Source organism: Massilia aurea, assembly GCF_024753205.1.
In the GTDB taxonomy this organism is placed as follows: Bacteria; Pseudomonadota; Gammaproteobacteria; order Burkholderiales; family Burkholderiaceae_D; genus Telluria; species Telluria aurea.
The window spans coordinates 59764-76625 of sequence record NZ_JANUGZ010000003.1 but is presented as its reverse complement, the minus strand read 5'-3'; the positions used below and the strand labels follow the sequence as shown (position 1 = coordinate 76625).

The 16862-nt window shown below is 65.5% G+C and carries 10 protein-coding genes; 6 read left to right on the top strand and 4 right to left on the bottom strand.

Translation table 11 applies throughout. The features are described 5' to 3' along the window. Positions 1–115 precede the first annotated feature (115 nt). Positions 116–1156 carry an alpha/beta hydrolase gene (locus tag NX775_RS10990; RefSeq protein WP_258836054.1) on the bottom strand — a complete coding sequence of 347 codons (1041 nt, stop codon included), beginning with the start codon at positions 1154–1156 and terminating at the stop codon, positions 116–118. Positions 1157–1312: 156 nt separating this feature from the next. Here NX775_RS10990 and NX775_RS10985 point away from each other — a divergent pair, with 156 nt between their 5' ends. Together NX775_RS10985 and NX775_RS10980 are read left to right on the top strand one after the other, a co-directional pair. Beyond that, the gene (locus NX775_RS10985; protein WP_258836053.1) at positions 1313–2326 is read left to right on the top strand and encodes a serine/threonine protein kinase; all 1014 of its coding nucleotides are present in this window, start codon (positions 1313–1315) and stop codon (positions 2324–2326) included. A 117-nt stretch (positions 2327–2443) separates the two neighbouring features. Further along, positions 2444–4903 carry a coiled-coil domain-containing protein gene (locus tag NX775_RS10980; protein WP_258836052.1) on the top strand — a complete coding sequence of 820 codons (2460 nt, stop codon included), beginning with the start codon at positions 2444–2446 and terminating at the stop codon, positions 4901–4903. Positions 4904–4929: 26 nt separating this feature from the next. Here NX775_RS10980 and NX775_RS10975 read toward each other — a convergent pair whose 3' ends face one another. Next, on the bottom strand, positions 4930–5364 hold the full coding sequence (locus NX775_RS10975) for a DUF8785 domain-containing protein (protein ID WP_221290079.1): 435 nt from the start codon (positions 5362–5364) through the stop codon (positions 4930–4932). 122 nt (positions 5365–5486) lie between these two features. Next, positions 5487–6545, bottom strand: a complete 1059-nt coding sequence (locus NX775_RS10970) for a DUF475 domain-containing protein (RefSeq protein ID WP_258836051.1) — start codon at positions 6543–6545, stop codon at positions 5487–5489. A 133-nt stretch (positions 6546–6678) separates the two neighbouring features. On the opposite strand from NX775_RS10970, the gene NX775_RS10965 reads away from it, so the two are divergent. The 4 genes from NX775_RS10965 to NX775_RS10950 all read left to right on the top strand — a co-directional run bounded on the left by NX775_RS10965 (position 6679) and on the right by NX775_RS10950 (position 16251). Further along, positions 6679–7101: a divergent PAP2 family protein gene (locus NX775_RS10965; protein WP_258836050.1), complete on the top strand. Its 423-nt coding sequence runs from the start codon at positions 6679–6681 to the stop codon at positions 7099–7101. A 267-nt stretch (positions 7102–7368) separates the two neighbouring features. After that, positions 7369–8514, top strand: coding sequence for an efflux RND transporter periplasmic adaptor subunit (locus NX775_RS10960; protein ID WP_258836049.1), 1146 nt, complete (start codon positions 7369–7371; stop codon positions 8512–8514). Between the two features lie 28 nt (positions 8515–8542). Then, positions 8543–11749: an efflux RND transporter permease subunit gene (locus NX775_RS10955; RefSeq protein ID WP_258836048.1), complete on the top strand. Its 3207-nt coding sequence runs from the start codon at positions 8543–8545 to the stop codon at positions 11747–11749. 263 nt (positions 11750–12012) lie between these two features. Continuing rightward, the gene (locus tag NX775_RS10950; protein ID WP_258836047.1) at positions 12013–16251 is read left to right on the top strand and encodes an ATP-binding protein; all 4239 of its coding nucleotides are present in this window, start codon (positions 12013–12015) and stop codon (positions 16249–16251) included. A gap of 70 nt (positions 16252–16321) precedes the next feature. Here the strand turns inward: NX775_RS10950 and NX775_RS10945 are convergent, their stop codons facing one another. Further along, positions 16322–16723 carry a hypothetical protein gene (locus tag NX775_RS10945; protein ID WP_258836775.1) on the bottom strand — a complete coding sequence of 134 codons (402 nt, stop codon included), beginning with the start codon at positions 16721–16723 and terminating at the stop codon, positions 16322–16324. Positions 16724–16862 lie beyond the last annotated feature (139 nt).

The window sequence follows — 16862 nt, the reverse complement described above, 5'->3', positions numbered from 1 at the left end:
GCCTGTTGCGTCAAAGGCGCCAGTGTAACGCCTGCGCCGTCGCCGGGCACGAAAAACCTGCCGGCGAGGCGCTGCTTGCAACGTTTACTTCAGTGTCGAACGGTAGTACAGAAGATTAACGCTTGGCGGCGAACGCCTTGGTCAGCTCATCAGCTGCGAACTGCTGGGCTTCCTTGGCCTTCGGCACCACGGCGTCCATGCCGAAGAACTCGTGGGTCACGCCGGTGAAGTGGCGATAGTTGACGGTCACACCTTCCTTCTTGAGGCGGTCGGCGTAGGCCTTACCCTCGGTCATCAATGGATCGATTTCCGCGGTGATCACGGTTGCTGGCGGCAGGCCCTTGAGCGAGGCGGCCTTCATCGGCAGTGCGTGCGGGCTCTTCGGGTCGGCGCCGTAGTGCTTGAAGAACCAGGTCATCATCGCCTTGTTCAGTGGCTTGGCGTTGGCGTTCTTCTTGTACGACTCGTTGTTCATGTCGTCGTTCACGACCGGGTAGACCAGCAGTTGGTGCACTGGCATCTGGATTTTCTTTTCCATTGCCATCATCGACACCACGGTCGCCAGGTTGCCGCCGGCCGATTCACCCGCCACTGCAACACGCATTGGATCGCCATTGATGCTCTTGGCATTGGCCAGCGCCCACTGGTAAGCCGCGAATGCGTCTTCGGTCTGGGTCGGGAACTTGTGCTCCGGTGCACGGCGATAGTCGGCCGAGATCACGATCGCCTTGGCCTTCTTGGCCAGGCCGCGCACCGACGCTTCATACACCTTGGTGTCGGCAATCACGAAGCCGCCGCCGTGGAAGTACACGACGACCGGGAACGGACCCGCGCCTTCAGGCGTGAAGATGTGGATCGGGAAACTGCCGTCCTTGCCCTGGATCGATTGCGTCTTCATCGTCACGCCTGGTTCGGGTGCCGTGCTCTTGCCGGCGTCGGTCAGCACTTTCTTGACAGCGTCGCTTGGGGTTGGCTGCTTGCGCGCTTCTTCCGGGCTCAGGGTTTCGATCGGCTTTGGCTTCAGGGCCGCCATCGCGTCCAGCACCTTTTGCATGTTCGGCTCGGCCTTTGGCGGCTGGGCAGCAGTTTGTGCGATGGCGGTGCCAGCCAGCAGGCCAGCGGCGAGAGCGATGACGGTCAAAGTCAGTTTTTTCATGGTCAGTCCTATGCAGTTATTTGTCCGCTGCACGATGCGCGGGTACATACATGACATGAGACCTTGTTAGATTGTCACACTCTGTGCGCGAACGAACACAGCAATAGTGAAATGTTCGCAATCACCACGCGACCGTGCGCCGCCGTACAATGGGGCATGGATAACCTGAACCCTGCCACCGCCGACGCCACGCCAGACCACCCGTACGCGCGCCTCGATCCTGCCACCGTGCTCGATGCGCTCGACAGCGTCGGCTTGCATGGTGACGGGCGCCTGCTGGCGCTCAACAGCTATGAGAACCGCGTCTACCGCGTGGGCCGCGAAGAGGGCGAGCCGGTGGTGGTCAAGTTTTACCGGCCAGAACGCTGGAGCGATGAGGCCATCCTGGAAGAGCACGGCTTTGTTGCCGAGCTGGTGGCGCAGGAGGTCCCCGTGGTGCCGGCCATCGAGATCGACGGGCGCACGCTGCACACGTTCGACGGGTTCCGTTTTTCGGTGTTTGAAAGCCGCGGCGGGCGCGCGCCCGAGCTGGGCGACCCCGCCGTGCTGGAATGGATTGGGCGCTTCATTGGTCGCATTCACGCGCAGGGCGCCGTCAAGCCATTTTTGCTGCGCCCGGCGCTCGACCCGGTCACGTTCGGCCGCGAACCGTTCGACTGGCTGCGCAGCCACGACTTCGTGCCACCCGAACTGATGCCGGCCTGGTCGAGCGTGATGGAACAGGCGCTGGAAGGCGTTGCACGCTGCTACGAGCGCGCCGGTGAATTGCCGCTCTTGCGCCTGCATGGCGATTGCCACGGCGGCAACGTGCTGTGGACGCCTGACGGGCCACACTTTGTCGACTTCGACGACAGCCGCATGGGCCCGGCAGTGCAGGATCTGTGGATGCTGCTGTCGGGCGAGCGGCAGGAGATGGTCGGCCAGATGGCCGACGTGCTGGCCGGCTATGAGGATTTCTGCGATTTCCACCCGCGCCAGCTGTACCTGGTCGAAGCGTTGCGCACGCTGCGCCTGATCCATTACTCGGCGTGGCTGGCGATGCGCTGGACCGATCCGGCATTCCCGGCCGCTTTCCCCTGGTTCAATACCCAGCGTTACTGGCAAGACCGCATTCTTGAACTACGCGAGCAGGTCGCGCTGATGGATGAGCCGCCGCTGTGGCAGATGTAAGAATGTAGATGGGTGTGGCAAAGCGCCAAGCTGATGCACGATTGCCACCCAGTTCGGCATAGCACGAGAACCGGATTTGCCGGATAATCAACCCGACCGCCGCCACAGAGACTCCGCATGGAACCGAACCCAGCCCAACAAGACGACACCGACTTCACGATCGACCTGTCGCCGGCCGCCGGCGCGCTGGCGCCGACCGATGCGGTGTCAATGCCAGTGCCCGTTTCAACCCCGGCGGCTGCCGCGTTTGCGCAGCCGGTGCTGCCGGTCACGCCGGTGCTGCCCGCTGCGGCGGAACCTGCTGATTTTGCCGGTCCGGGTCGCAAACCGCTCGAGATGCGCGAAATCCAGGAAGCAATCGCCCGTGTCGAGGCGGAAGCCAAGGCCAATATGGCGGCCGAGAGCCGCCACCACGCCGAAGCACGCGCCCGTTCGCTGGCCGATGAGCGCGCCTCGATCGACGCCGCTGCCGCTGCGGCGGCGCAAGCCAATTCCCAGGCCTCCGAAGACGCCATCGCCGCCAACCGCGAACGCCTCGACTCGCTGCGCGCCGCCGCGCAGGCCTCCAGCGAACGCCTGGACGCGATTCGTCAGGAGACTGCCGAGCTGCGCGCGCGCGTAAAAAGCGATACCGAAGTGCGGGTCGCCACCGAAGCGCGTGCCCGCCTCGAAGAAGAAGCGCGCCGCCGCGCGACGGCCCAGATCGAAGCCGAAGCCGAACTGGCCGCCAAGGCCGCACGCGCAGCCGACGAACTGGTCGTGCACACCGAGCAGGCGCGCCTGCAGGCGGTCGAGCGCATGGCCGCTGTCGAGGCGGCGCGTGAAGAAGTGCAGCACAACGCCAGCGCCGACGCCCGTATCGCCATCCTGGCGCGCGAGCGCGAGCGGGCCGAACGCTCTGCGCGTCAGACCGCCGAGAAACTGGCCGATGCCGAGGCCGAAGCCCTCGAACTGACCCAGCAGCGCGAGCGCGCCGACCAGATCGCGCTCACGTCGGCCTTTGCCCGCGCGGCGGCCGAAGCGCGCGCACTCGAAGAAGCACGCGCTTACGCCCACATCGAGCAGGAACGCGAGGCGATCGCGCTGGCCCAGGCCGAGTCCGAACGGGTGGCCGGCCAGTCGCTGCGCATGCGCCTGCAGACCGAGAAAGACATCCGCGACGCCGCCGTGCACCGCGAGCGGCAAGAACAGATGGCGGCATCGAGCGCCGCCGCACGGCGCGACGCCGAAACGCGCATCCTGGCCGCGACCGAAGCGCGCATTGAGGCCGACCGCAAGCTGCGTCTGGTGGCCGAGGACCGCGCCCGCGCTGAGGAAGAAGCGGGCGAGCAGGTGCAGGCGCGGCTGGAAGCCGAAGCCCAGGCCGCGCTCGATGCGCGGGCGCGCATGGCCGCTGATGAAGCGGCCACCGCCGCGGCGCAGGTTGAGGCCGAAGAACACCGGCGCGAGCGCGTGCTGGCCGACGAGCGTGCTGCACTGTCGCAGGCAGCAGCCGACGCGCAGGCTGCAGTGAACGACGACGACGCGGCGGCCCTGGCGCTCGAAGCGTCGCAGGTGCAGTTGCAGCAAGAGGCGGCGCAACTGGCGGCGCAGCGCCGCGAACAGGCTGAACACCTGGTGCAGGCCGAGCAGGAACGTAAAGCGGCCGAGGCACAGGCCCTGGCAGCGCTCGAACAGAAAATCGCGGCCGAGCACGCGCTGACGCTGGCGGCGCAGGCGCGCAGCGAGGCGGAAGCGGCAGCAGCAGCGGCCCTGCAGTCGAAAATCGAGGCCGAGCGGCGCATCGAAGAAGCGCAGCGCGCCGCCTGGGAAGCGCAGCAGGCGCAGGCCGATGCCGCCATCGAAGAAGCCTCGCAGGCCGAGGCGGCCGCAACCGTGCAGCAAGCGCATGCGCGCCGCGCCGCCGAGCTGGCGCAGGCCCAGGCTGAACGGGCCGAGCTCGAGCAGCAGCAGGTGACCTTGACCGAGGCGGCGATCGCTGCCGAGCGCGAGGCAACCCGGGCTGCGCGTGAAGCGTTGTTGCTGGTCGAGCGCAAGCTGGCCGCGCAGCGCGAGCAGGCCGCCGCCGACACCCGCGCCAACGAAGCGCAGGCAGCGCGGCTGGCATCCGAACAGGCGGCGGCGCAGGCAGCCATGTCGCGCGCCGACGCCGAGCAGGCGCAGGCCGAACTGGCACGCCAGCGCGAACTGGCCGAGCTGGCCGCGGTGCAGGCAGCGCTTGAAAAACGCGAAGCGCAGCGGGCGCTGCTCGAACACGCGCAAGAGCACGCCGAAATGCAGCGCAAGGCAGCGCACGCGACGCAGCAGATGGCCGACGCGCGCAAGCAGCTGGTGAATCTGGAAAGCCGGCGTCAGGACGACGACGCGGTTGAGCTGGCAGCGACCCAGCGCGCGATTGGCGAACGCAAGGTCGAAGCAGGGCAGCGCTCGGTTTCGGCCGACCTGACGCGCGAGGTGCTGGGCCGGTTCAAGCAGTCGCAGGCGCGGGCCGGCGATACATCGGCGGCGCAGGCGGCCGCCAGGCTGGCAGAAGTGATTGCGACCCAGCGCGAGCTGGACCCGGATCGCAAACCATAACGGGGGCGGGCGGTCCGCCCCTGTGCTTACTGCGCCGGCGCCTGTTCAGGCAAACCCGGCGCCTGGCTTGGCGACAACGGATTGTCCGGGCCGCCGGCCACTTTCGACACAAAATACTCGGTCTCGCCAAAGCACGTGGTCGGCACGCCCTTGTGCTGGTCATACGTCAGCTGCACGCGCTTGCCCATGCTGGCCAGCAGGGCCGGCACCACGGTTTCGTCGCGCACCGTAAACACGAAGCGCTCGGGAATCGCGCCCGGCATGCTCGACAGCAGAATCTCGCCTTCCCACGTTTTGCACAGCCAGCCGCGCTTGGAGAATTTCTGCAGGTAGCCGGCCCGTTCGCCTTCCGAATACGACCAGGTCAGCGTGAACCAGGTATAGCCTGCAGCCAGGACCGCGACGATGGCGATGAGGATGAGCAGGATGGCGGAAGTGCGCTTGGGCATGGTGGTCGGCATGGTTGGGGCTGGTCGATCAAGAAAGTGGGCGGGGTTGGCAAACGGGCAGCGCAAACGCGGTGCGCGCCCATTCTGCCATGCCTTGCCTTAATCGCAAACCGGGATTCCGGACAACGAAGGATTCAGCCCGGCTGGCTGGCAGCCGTGACCTCTTCTGCGGCCAGCCGCCGGCGATGCCGGATCGACGACCATAGCGACACGAGAATGAACGCCAGCCCGGACAGCCCCGTGAACCACTCGGGAATGTGATAGTGGACGCTGGCGAACATGATCAGCGCCAGGATGCCGATCGCATAGTGCGCGCCGTGCTCCAGATACACGAATTCCTGCAGCGTGCCCTTGTAGACCAGGAACACGGTCATCGAGCGCACGAACATCGCCCCGATGGCCAGTCCCAGCATGATGATGACGACATCGTTGGTGATGGCAAACGCGCCGATCACGCCATCGAAGCTGAACGACGCATCGAGCACCTCGAGGTACAGGAAGCCGCCGATGCTCCCCTGCGAGATGATCGCGCCCACGGACGGATCGTGTTCCTTCGCTTCGAGCAGGTTGCTGAGCCATTTCACCGCTATATAGATGAGCACGCCGGTGACGCCGGCGATCAGCACCGCCAGCTTGCGCGCTTCTGGCATCAGGCGCATGGCGCCGACCACGCACAGCAGCGTGAGCAGCACGGCCAGGCCTTCGGTGCCGTACTTGCCGACCTTCGCTTCGAACCAGTCGAACCAGTGCAGCTCTTTTTCTTCATCGAACAAAAAGTTCAGGAACACCAGCATCAGGAAGGCGCCGCCGAAAGCGGCGACCTCGGCGTGGTGCGCGGTCAGGTTGCGTGAATACTCGGCGGGATTGTCGAGCGCCATGTGCCAGACGTCCGGCAGCCCCAGGCCGGTCGCGGCTGCCACGATCACGAGCGGAAACAGCAGGCGCATCCCGAATACCGCCACCAGGATGCCGACGGTGAGGAACAACTTGCGCCAGAATTCGTTCCAGTGCTTGAGCACCGATGCGTTGACGACGGCATTGTCGAAAGAAAGCGACACTTCGAGCACGCCGAGGATGGCGGTGATCCACAAGGCTTGCAGCAGCCCCGGCCAGCCCCGGTGCGCGTAGCCCCACCAGCCGGCGAGCACCATGAGCACTGCCGTTACGACGAACGACCACCGGAAATGCCGCATATGCGCCTCTTGTGTGCAGATATCTGTTGGGTCAATATTACCGTGTCCCTGCCAAAATGGACCGTACCGAAAGTCGCCCGTCGAGCCTTGCTTCTGAGATAATTCTGCCCAGCATTTTTCACTCTAAGACATCATGGAAATCATTTATCTCGTCACACCGGTACTGACCTGGATGGTAGTCGGTCCGATCAAGTTCCTCATATCCAGTATTCGCTACCGGCGCTGGGCCTTCGACCTGGTCGGCAATGGCGGCTTTCCCAGCAACCATAGCGCCGTCGTCTCCAGCATGGCCACGCTGATCGCGCTGCGTGAAGGCATGGGCCATCCGGCGTTCGGCGTGGCCGTCACGCTCGCCTTCATCGTCATGATCGACGCCAACAGCCTGCGCCAGCACGTCGGTCGCCACGCCGTCACACTGAATCGCCTGCATGATGGCAAGGAAGATTACGTCATCCTGCGCGAGCGCATGGGGCACACCCGGTTCGAAATCGCCGGCGGCATCCTGACCGGCATCGGCATGGGCTTTCTGATCTACACCGTGCTGGGCGGTTTCTAATGTATGTACGGGATGCGTGCGCCGCGCATCCCGCCGGACGTCCGGGCGTCCGTTGTTGTCCGTTGGTTGTTCGTTGGTTGTCCGTTTTTTACTGCATTTCATCCCGGACTGAATGCAGCTCATCGCCAGATTCCGCACTTCATCCATCCAATTCCGCAAACCACAGGATCGTCAATTGACGCTGCTGGAGACCTCCTGAATACTGCGCGCTGGATGTATCTGAACTTATTTTTATAAAAACACCGAGTCCATTTCCGGAGAACCACCATGCTGCGCAAAACACTCCTCGTTCTAGCCATCGCATCAAGCTTAGTCGCTTGCGGCAAAGATGCCAAAGCCCCCGAGGGCAAGGATAACAAGCCGACCCAGCTGACCGTGGCGCAGGAGGATGTCTTGACGATCCAGAGTGCGTCGGTGTCGTCGGGCCCGGTGATTACCGGCTCGATCGAGCCCGAGCGCCGCGCCGACCTGCGCGCTGAAGTCTCGGCCATCGTGCTGCAGGTGCTCAAGGAAAATGGCGAGCCGGTCAAGCGCGGCGACGTGCTGGTGCGCCTCGACGAAACCTCGATCCGCGACACCCTGATGTCGGCCGAAGACATGCAACGCGCCGCCTCGCTGGCCGTCGACCAAGCCAACCGCCAGCTCGAGCGCCTGAAAACCCTGACGGCGTCGGGCATGACGTCGGCCAAGGCGCTGGACGACGCCGAAATGGCGCGCAACAACGCCATGAGTGAACTGTCGAGCTCGCGCAGCCGCGTGGCCACCGCGCGCCAGCAACTGGCCCGCACCACCGTGCGCGCACCGTTTGACGGCATCGTTTCCGAGCGCAAGGTCTCCAATGGCGACACCGCCACCATCGGCAAGGAACTCGTCAAGGTCATCGACCCGACCAGCATGCGTTTCGAAGGCGCGGTTTCGGCGGACTCGGTCAGCACCGTCAAGATCGGCCAGAAGGTCAACTTCCGCGTCAATGGCTACGCGGACCAGACGTTTGCCGGCGTGGTCAGACGGATCGACCCCGCCGCCAATCCGGTGACGCGCCAGGTCGAGGTGCTGGTGGGCTTTGTCGACAATGCGCAGCCGCGCGTGGCCGGCCTGTACGCCGAAGGGCGTGTCGACGCCGCCGCGAGCGATGCGCTGATGCTGCCCGAGAGCGCGCTGGTGCGCGTGGGCGACGCCAGCCACACCTGGCGCATCAGGGACAAGACGCTGTCGAAGGTCAAGCTGGTGGTCGGCGCGCGCGACGCCCGCACCGGCAATGTCGAGATCAAGCAGGGCCTCGCGGCCGGCGACGTGGTGCTGCGTGCGCCGACGTCGAACCTGAAGGACGGCCAGAAGGTCGACATGCCGAACGCCCGTGTTGCCAGCGCCAATGGCGCGGGTGCGGGCGCCGGCGCGGTCCAGGGCAAGTAAGCCCAGGAACACCAAAGGAAAACCCACCATGTTCCTGTCCAATTTTAGTGTCAAGAAACCGGTCGCGACGATTGTCATCATCGTCGCGATGATGGCCATCGGCCTGCTGGCCCTGTCCAAGCTGAAGGTCAACCAGGAGCCGGACGTCGAGATTCCGATCATCGTGGTCGACATTCCCTATCCGGGCGCTTCGCCCGAGACTGCCGAGCGTGAGATCACCAACCGCCTCGAAAAGCAGATGCAGGCGATCCAGGGCGTGAAGGACGTCAACTCCAACTCTTACGAAGGCGGCGCCTCGATCTGGATGGAATTCGACTTCGACCGCGACCTGATCGAAGCATCGGACGACGTGCGCAACGCGATTGCCGCCGTGCGCTACAAGTTGCCGATCGAGATGCGCGAGCCGGTGCTGCGCCGGATCGATCCGTCGGCCCAGCCGATCATGTCGCTGGCGCTGTCGTCCAGCACCCAAAGCCACGCCGAAATCTCGCGCTACGCCGAAGACGTGCTGGCCGACGAATTCCGCGGCATCGACGGCGTCTCGACCGTGGTCGTCAACGGCGCACTGCGCCGTGAGCTGTCGGTGCTGCTGCGCGCCGAGAAGCTAAGTGAATTTAATGTCTCGGCGTCCGATGTCACCAACGCACTGCGTAACGGTAATACCAACGCGCCGGTGGGCAAGCTGCGTAGCGAACTCGACGAAAAAGGCATCCGCCTCGTCGGTCGCATCGAGCGGCCGGAAGACTTTTCGCAGATCGTCGTCAAGCGTAATGGCGACCAGATCGTGCGCCTGAGCCAGGTGGCCGAGATCCGCGATGGCTTTGCCGATGTGAACACGCTGTCGGTGCGCAGCGGCAAGCCGAATGTCGGCCTGCAGATCTCGCGTTCACGCGACGCCTCGACCGTGTCGCTGGCCAAGCGCGTGCACGAAGTGGTGGCGGCGCAAAGCAAGCTGCTGCCGGCAGGCACCCAACTCGAAGTCGTGCGCGACGGCGGCAAGGATGCGCAGTCGAGCCTGAACAACGTGATCGAAGCGCTGGTGCTGGGTGCGGTCCTGACCGTGTTCGTCGTCTATGCGTTTCTCAATTCGTGGCGCTCGACGCTGATCACCGCGCTGGCGCTGCCGACGTCGGTGCTGGCCGCGTTCATCGCCGTCTGGCTGTGCGGCTTCACGCTGAACTTCATGACGCTGCTGGGCCTGTCGCTGGCCATTGGCGTGCTGATCGACGATGCGATCGTGGTGCGGGAAAATATCGTGCGCCATATGGAAATGGGATCCGACCGTCGCACCGCGGCGCTTGAAGGCACCGCCGAGATCGGCATGGCGGTGGCTGCAACCACGTTCTCGATCATGGCCGTGTTCGTGCCGGTGGCGTTCATGCCGGGCGTGTCCGGTGAGTGGTTCCGCCCGTTTGCCCTGACCGTGACCTGCTCGGTGATCGTGTCGCTGTTCATCTCGTTCACGCTCGACCCGATGATGTCGGCTTACTGGGGCGATCCACCGGATCACCACAGCCGCCCGAAAACCGGCATCGGCGCCGTGCTCGACCGCTTCAATCACTGGTTCGACCGTCAGGCCGACCGCTATGGCCGCGTGATCGCCTGGGCGCTGCATCACCGCCGCGCGATGGCGTGCCTGGCAGTTCTCAGCCTGATCGGCGCGCTGGCCATGCACCATTTCTTTGGCGGTTCGAGCTTCCTGCCCAAGCAGGACTCGGGCAACCTGCAGATCGAGGTGCGTACGCCGGCCTCGTCGTCGATCGAGTATGCGCGCCGCAAGCTCGAAGCAGCGGCCGTGCTGGCCCGCACTTTGCCTGAAACGAAGGACACCAACAGCAACGTCAAGACCAGCGGCGGCACGATCTACGTCGACATCGGCAAGCGTAGCGAGCGCAAGCGCACCGCGTCCGAAGTCGCCGTCGAGCTGCGTGCCAAGATCGCCAGCCTGGTGGGCGCCGAATACACGGTCATCGATGACCTGTCCGGCGGCGGCAAGCCGGTGCAGGTGGAATTTACCGGTCCCGATTCGCGCAAACTCATGGAGCTGACCACCGCCTACATGGAAAAGCTGCGTGAAGTGCCGGGCGCGGTCGACGTTGCGCTGTCCGAGCAGGATCCGAAGAACGAGCTGCAGATCGTGCTCGACCGGGGGCTTGCCAATGCCCTGGGTATTTCGGTGGGCGATGCGGCGCAGTCGCTGCGGGTGGCGTTTGCCGGCATCGAAGTGGGCGACTGGGTCGATCCGACCAGTGAAACCCGCGACGTCGCCGTGCGCCTGCATCCTGATGACCGCGTCAATACCGACAGCATCGAGCGCCTGCCGATCCCGGTCACCGGCACCGGCATGATGGTGCCGCTCGAGCAGATTGCGTCGATCACGATGGGCAAGGGCCCGTCGGCGATCCGCCACAAGAACGGCGAGCGCATGATCACCGTGTCGGCCAATGCCCAGGGCCGTTCGGCGGGCGAAGTCACGACCGACGCCATGAAGCTGGCGCGCACCTTCGACTTCCCGCCGGGTTATGGCCTGGCGCTGGGCGGTTCGGGTGAAGACCAGCAGGAGCTGTTCACCCAGATGCTCATTGCGCTGTTCTCGGGCATCGCGCTGATGTACCTGATCCTGGTGATGCAGTTCGGTTCGTTCACGGCGCCGATCGGCGTGATGCTGTCGCTGCCGCTGTCACTGATCGGCGTCGTGCTGGCCCTGATCATGACCGGCAACACGCTCAACCTGATGAGCATGATCGGCATCCTGATGCTGATGGGACTGGTGGCCAAGAACGCGATCCTGCTGCTCGACGCGGCCAGGGCGCTCGAGGACGAAGGCATGGACCGCGAAGAAGCGCTGATGGCGGCCGGGCGCAAGCGCCTGCGGCCGATCCTGATGACCACCTTCGCGCTGATCGCCGGCATGCTGCCGGTGGCGCTGGCCCTGGGCGACTCGGGCGAGTTCTACCAGCCACTGGCCATTGCAATCATCGGCGGCACGATCACCTCGACCATCCTGACGCTGCTGGTGGTGCCAACCTTCTATGACAGCATCGAGATCGCCCGCGACCGCATGGTGGCCAAGTATGGCCGCCGCGCCGAGCATCGCAATGCGCTGGTGGCGTTCCTGATGACGTTTGTCGAAGCCATCCTGGCGCTGACGCTGGTACGCCTGGTGTATCGGGTGATCATGCGCCTCGTGCAGATGGTGACGGGCCGCGGCCGTACCAAGGTCGCGCCGGTCTGATTCGCCAGGGCAGGGCGCTGCGCGCGCCTTGCCGGATTTACCGGACACGGCCAGTCTCGACTGGCCGTGTTTTTTTATGCGTGACTAATGGTTGCTTTACCGGGGTTGTAAAATAGCACCTCGGCAACCGACGGACGACGGCTTATGGTCTAATAGCGGCTGTTTTGCCATGCACCTTGCCATTAGGCAGCATGTGCAACGGTGGCGTGCCTTCGCATGACGCCACGCCGCATCTCCATTTTTCCTCCGTAAGGTCCAGCCCCATGCCCGCAGCCCAGCCCATTGCCTTGTTCGTGAACGACGACATGAACTGGCTCGCCGGTGGGGGCGAGATGGGCGAACTGATCCGCAGCATGGACTGGTCGGCCACGCCCCTCGGACCGCTGTCCGGTTGGCCGCAGAGCCTGCGCACATCGGTCAGCCTGTGCCTGTCGTCGACGTTCCCGATCCTGGTCTGCTGGGGGCCGGACGACATCCAGATCTACAACGACGCCTATCGCCCGATCTGCGGCGACCTGCATCCTGCCGCCATGGGCGCGCCATTCAAGGTGGTCTGGGCCACGGCCCTGCCGGTCGTGGGCGAGGCCTTCGAACTCGCGCACCAGGGCTCGGGTGCGTACATCCGCGACCAGCAGATGTTCCTTGATCGCAGTGGCTACCTTGAAGAAGCCAATATGACGTTCTCGTTCTCGCCGATCCGCGACGAGTCGGGCGCGATCGGCGGGATCTTCCACCCAATTACCGAAACCACGGTCCAGGTGCTCAGCGCGCGCCGCAGCAAGGGCTTGCGTGACCTGACCGCGAGCCTGTCAGGCGTGCGCGCGATCGGTGACATCGGTACGCAGCTGGCAAGCCACTGCGCGCCCATGACGGCCGACGTGCCGTTCGTGTTGTTCTACCAGATCGATGCCGAGACAGGCATGCTGGCGCTGCGTGGCAACGCTGGCCTGGTGGCGGGCAACCCACTGGCCCCGCTGGCAGCCGCCTTCGATGACAGCATCTGGCCATTTGCCCGCAGCAGCGCGTCGCACAGCGTCGAACAGGTCGATGACGTTGCAACGCGGCTCGGCGGTGTTGCCTGCGGACCGTACGAGGACGCGCCGCGCTCCGCGCTGGTGCTGCCACTGACCTTGCCCGGGCAGCAGGAGCTGTTCGGCTTTGTCGTGGCCGGGGTCAGCGTGCGCCGCGCGCTCGACGCCGAGTACCGCAATTTCTACGCCTTGCTCGGCGCGGCCGTCAACACTGCGGTGGGCAACGTCGTCGCCTACGAGCAGGAGCAGCGCCGCGCCGAAGAACTGGCCCAGATCGACCGCGCCAAGACGGCGTTCTTCTCGAATGTCTCGCATGAATTTCGCACGCCACTGACGCTGATTCTCGGCCCGCTCGACGATGCACTGGCCGATGCGCCCGAGTCGATGAATGCAGTCCAGCGCCAGCGCGTCGAGCTCACGCACCGCAACTCGCTGCGCCTGCTCAAGCTGGTCAATTCGCTGCTCGACTTTTCGCGCATCGAGGCGGGCCGCGTGCAGGCCAGCTACGTCCCGGTCGATCTCACGCGCCTGACGGTCGACCTGGCCGGCGTGTTCGAGTCGGCCATGGCCAAGGGGGGGCTGGAGTACACGGTCGATCTGCAGCCGCTGACCCAGCCGGTCTTTGTCGACCGCGACATGTGGGAAAAGATCGTCTTCAACCTGCTGTCGAACGCCTTCAAGTTCACGCTGCACGGCGGCGTGACGGTGACGCTGCGTGAACATGCCGGCATGGCGCGCCTGTCGGTGCAGGACACCGGCACCGGGATTCCCGAGCACGAACTGCCGCGCATGTTCGAGCGCTTCCACCGTATCGAGGGCGCGCCGGGCCGCACCTACGAAGGCACCGGTATCGGCCTGGCGCTGATCCAGGAGCTGGTACGCCTGCATGGCGGGACGATCGCGGTGTCGAGCACCTTTGGCGAAGGTACGCGCTTTGATGTCGACCTGCCGTTTGGCGACGCCCATCTGCCGGCGGATCGCATCGTGCAGGCGCCGGAAGCGCTGGGCGACCGCCAGCGCATGGGCGCGGCGTTCGTCGAAGAAGCACTACGCTGGCTGCCCGACACGCAGGAAGGCGCTGCGCCGGCGCCGGATTCTGACCTGGGCACGATCGCGCCCGCGCAGTCTGAGGTGCAGCCTGAAGCGCGACCGCGCATCCTGGTCGCCGACGACAACAACGACATGCGTGCCTATCTGAAATCGCTGCTTGAACCGCATGCCGACGTGCGCGTGGTGGCCGATGGCCAGGCGGCTTACGAAATGGCGCTGCTGGATCCGCCCGACCTGCTGCTGTCGGACGTGATGATGCCGCGCCTGGACGGCTTCGGCCTGATCGCCAAGGTGCGCGCCAGCGAAGTGCTGCGCCATCTGCCGGTGATGCTGCTGTCGGCGCGCGCCGGCGAAGAAGCCAAGGTCGAGGGCCTGCAGGCCGGCGCCGACGACTACCTGGTCAAACCGTTTTCGGCCAACGAACTGCTGGCGCGCATCGGCACCCAGGTGGCGCTGGGACGCGAGCGGCGCCAGAACGCACGCGATGCGCAGGCGCGTGAAGCGCATGTGCGGGCGCTGATCGATGCCTCGCCCGCGATGCTCTGGACCACCGACAACGACAGCCTGTGCACCTATCTGAGCCAGCGCTGGTACGACTACACGGGCCGCGCGCCGGAGCAGGACCTGGGCATGGGCTGGCTCGAGAACGTGCACCCCGACGACGCCGCGCGCTCGGGCGAGATCTTCCTGGCCGCCAGTGCGGCGCGCCAGCCGTTCTCGTTCGACTACCGCCTGCGCGGCAGTGACGGCAGCTACCGCTGGTTCATCGATGCCGGCCTGCCGCGCGTGAACGCCGCCGGGGAGCCGGACGGCTATGTCGGCACCGTGATCGACGTCCATGCGCGCAAGCTGTTGCAGGAGCGCTTCGAGCGCGTGTCCGAGGCGGGCGATATCGGCGTCTGGTACGCCGACGTGCCGTTCACGCATTTCCAGATCAATGCCGAGATGGCGCTGCACTTCGGCGTCGACATGGGGCGCGCCGCTTCGGTGAGCGAACTGCTGGCGGCGGTGGAGCCGGAAGACCGCGAACGGCTGGCCGAGAGCGTCGAATACGCGGTGCGCGCCGGCGCGCCGCTGGACCTCGAATTCCGTACCCGTGTTGCCGCAGCGGACGGTGGCGACGGCGCGCCGCGCTGGTTGCGCGCCATCGGCTGGTGTGGCCTGGACAAGAATGGCCAGCCCGAGCGCTTCGACGGCGTCACGCTCGACATCGACAGCCAGAAACACGCCGAGCAGGAACTGCATCGCCTGGCGCGCGAACTGGGCGCGAAGAATCGCGCGCAAAGCGACTTCCTGTTTACGCTTGCGCACGAACTGCGCAATCCGCTGGCGCCGATCCGCTCGGGGCTGGAGCTGATGCGCATCGGCGCGGCCAGCGGCGACGTGCAGGCCATCATGCGGCGCCAGGTCGATCACATGGTGCACCTGGTGGACGACCTGCTCGACATGGCGCGTCTGGCAGAAGGCAAGGTCACGCTGCGCTGCGAACGTGTGCTGCTGGCCGACGCGGTGCGCGAAGCCGTCGACATGAGCATGCCGCTGGTCGAACGTGGCCGCCACACACTGGCCGTGCACCTGCCGGATGGTTATGTCGGCCTGCACGCCGACCGCCACCGCGTGGCCCAGATCCTGAGCAACCTTCTCAACAACGCGGCCAAGTACACGCCGCCCGGTGGCGCGCTGGAAATCCGGGCGCAGATCGAGGGCGATGAAGTCGCGATCTCGGTGCTGGACAACGGCATCGGCATCGCCGCCGATGCGCTCGAGGGGGTGTTCGACATGTATGCACAGGCCCATGCGGGCGCCGAGATGGCGCAGGGCGGTCTGGGTGTGGGCCTGAACCTCGTGCAGCGCCTGGTGAAGCTGCATGGCGGCCGGGTGGCCGCTACCAGCGCCGGGGCCGGGCAGGGCAGCCAGTTCACGGTCTGGCTGCCGCTGCCGGCCGACAGCGCCGCGCCGCCGCCAGTCGTGGCCGACGCGGCGCTGCAGGCAGCGCAGACCGACCCAGGCGTGCTGCGTATCCTGGTGGTGGACGACAATGTAGATGCGGCCGAGACGCTGCAGGCCTTGCTGGAGATGAACGGGCACACGGTGACGGCCGTGCACGACGGCGCTTCGGCGTTGCTGCAGGCAGCGGCGCTGTTGCCGCAAGTCGTGTTTCTCGATATCGGGTTGCCGGACATGACCGGGTACGATGCGGCCGAGGCGATGCGGCGCATCACCGGCATGGAAACATCGACGCTGATCGCGCTGACGGGGTGGGGCGCGGAGCAGGACCGCAAGCGCTCGAGCCAGGCAGGGTTCGATCATCATCTGACCAAGCCAGCTGATTTCCTGATCGTGGAGCAATTGATCCGCGACGTGTCCGAGCGCACGCCGGGATCTGCGCTGACGCCATCACAAAACAAACAGCCCGGCTAAAAAGCCGGGCTGCGATGGTGCGCCGAACCCGCCCCAACCTGCAGGGCGCTGTTCGGCTGGTTGACCGCGATTACTTGCCGGTCGTGCCAGTTGCTGGCGTGGTGGTGCTTTGTGGGTCGGTGGTCTGTGGGCTGGTGGCGCCTTCTACGGTGCCGTTCATGCCCGTGGTGCCGGTGGCGCCAGTCGTGCCGGTGGTGCCAGCTGCGCCCGACGTGTCGGTCGTGGTGCCGGTGGTGCCAGCAGCAGCGCCGGTGCCCATGTCGCCCGTACCGGTGGTGCCGGTGCCCGTTGCGCCAGTGCCGGTGTCACCCATGGTGCCGGTGGCGCCCGAGGTGCTGCTTGGCATGGTTGCCGAGGTGTCGGCTGGAACGGTCGTGGTGGTCGCTGCTTCGTCTTTCTTGCATGCGCCCAGCAGGGTTGCCAGCACAGCGGCGGTCAGCAGGATTTTTGGTGCCTTGGTCATTGCATTCATTTTTTCACTCCTCGATTGAGTCTATTTGTGTGCCGCAGATCCCGGACTGCTTGTTGGGACATTGCGGCGCCAGATCAGTTCCACTGCGACCCGATGGCCACTGGCGAAACGTTGAGGGTACCGACGCAATACGCGGCCC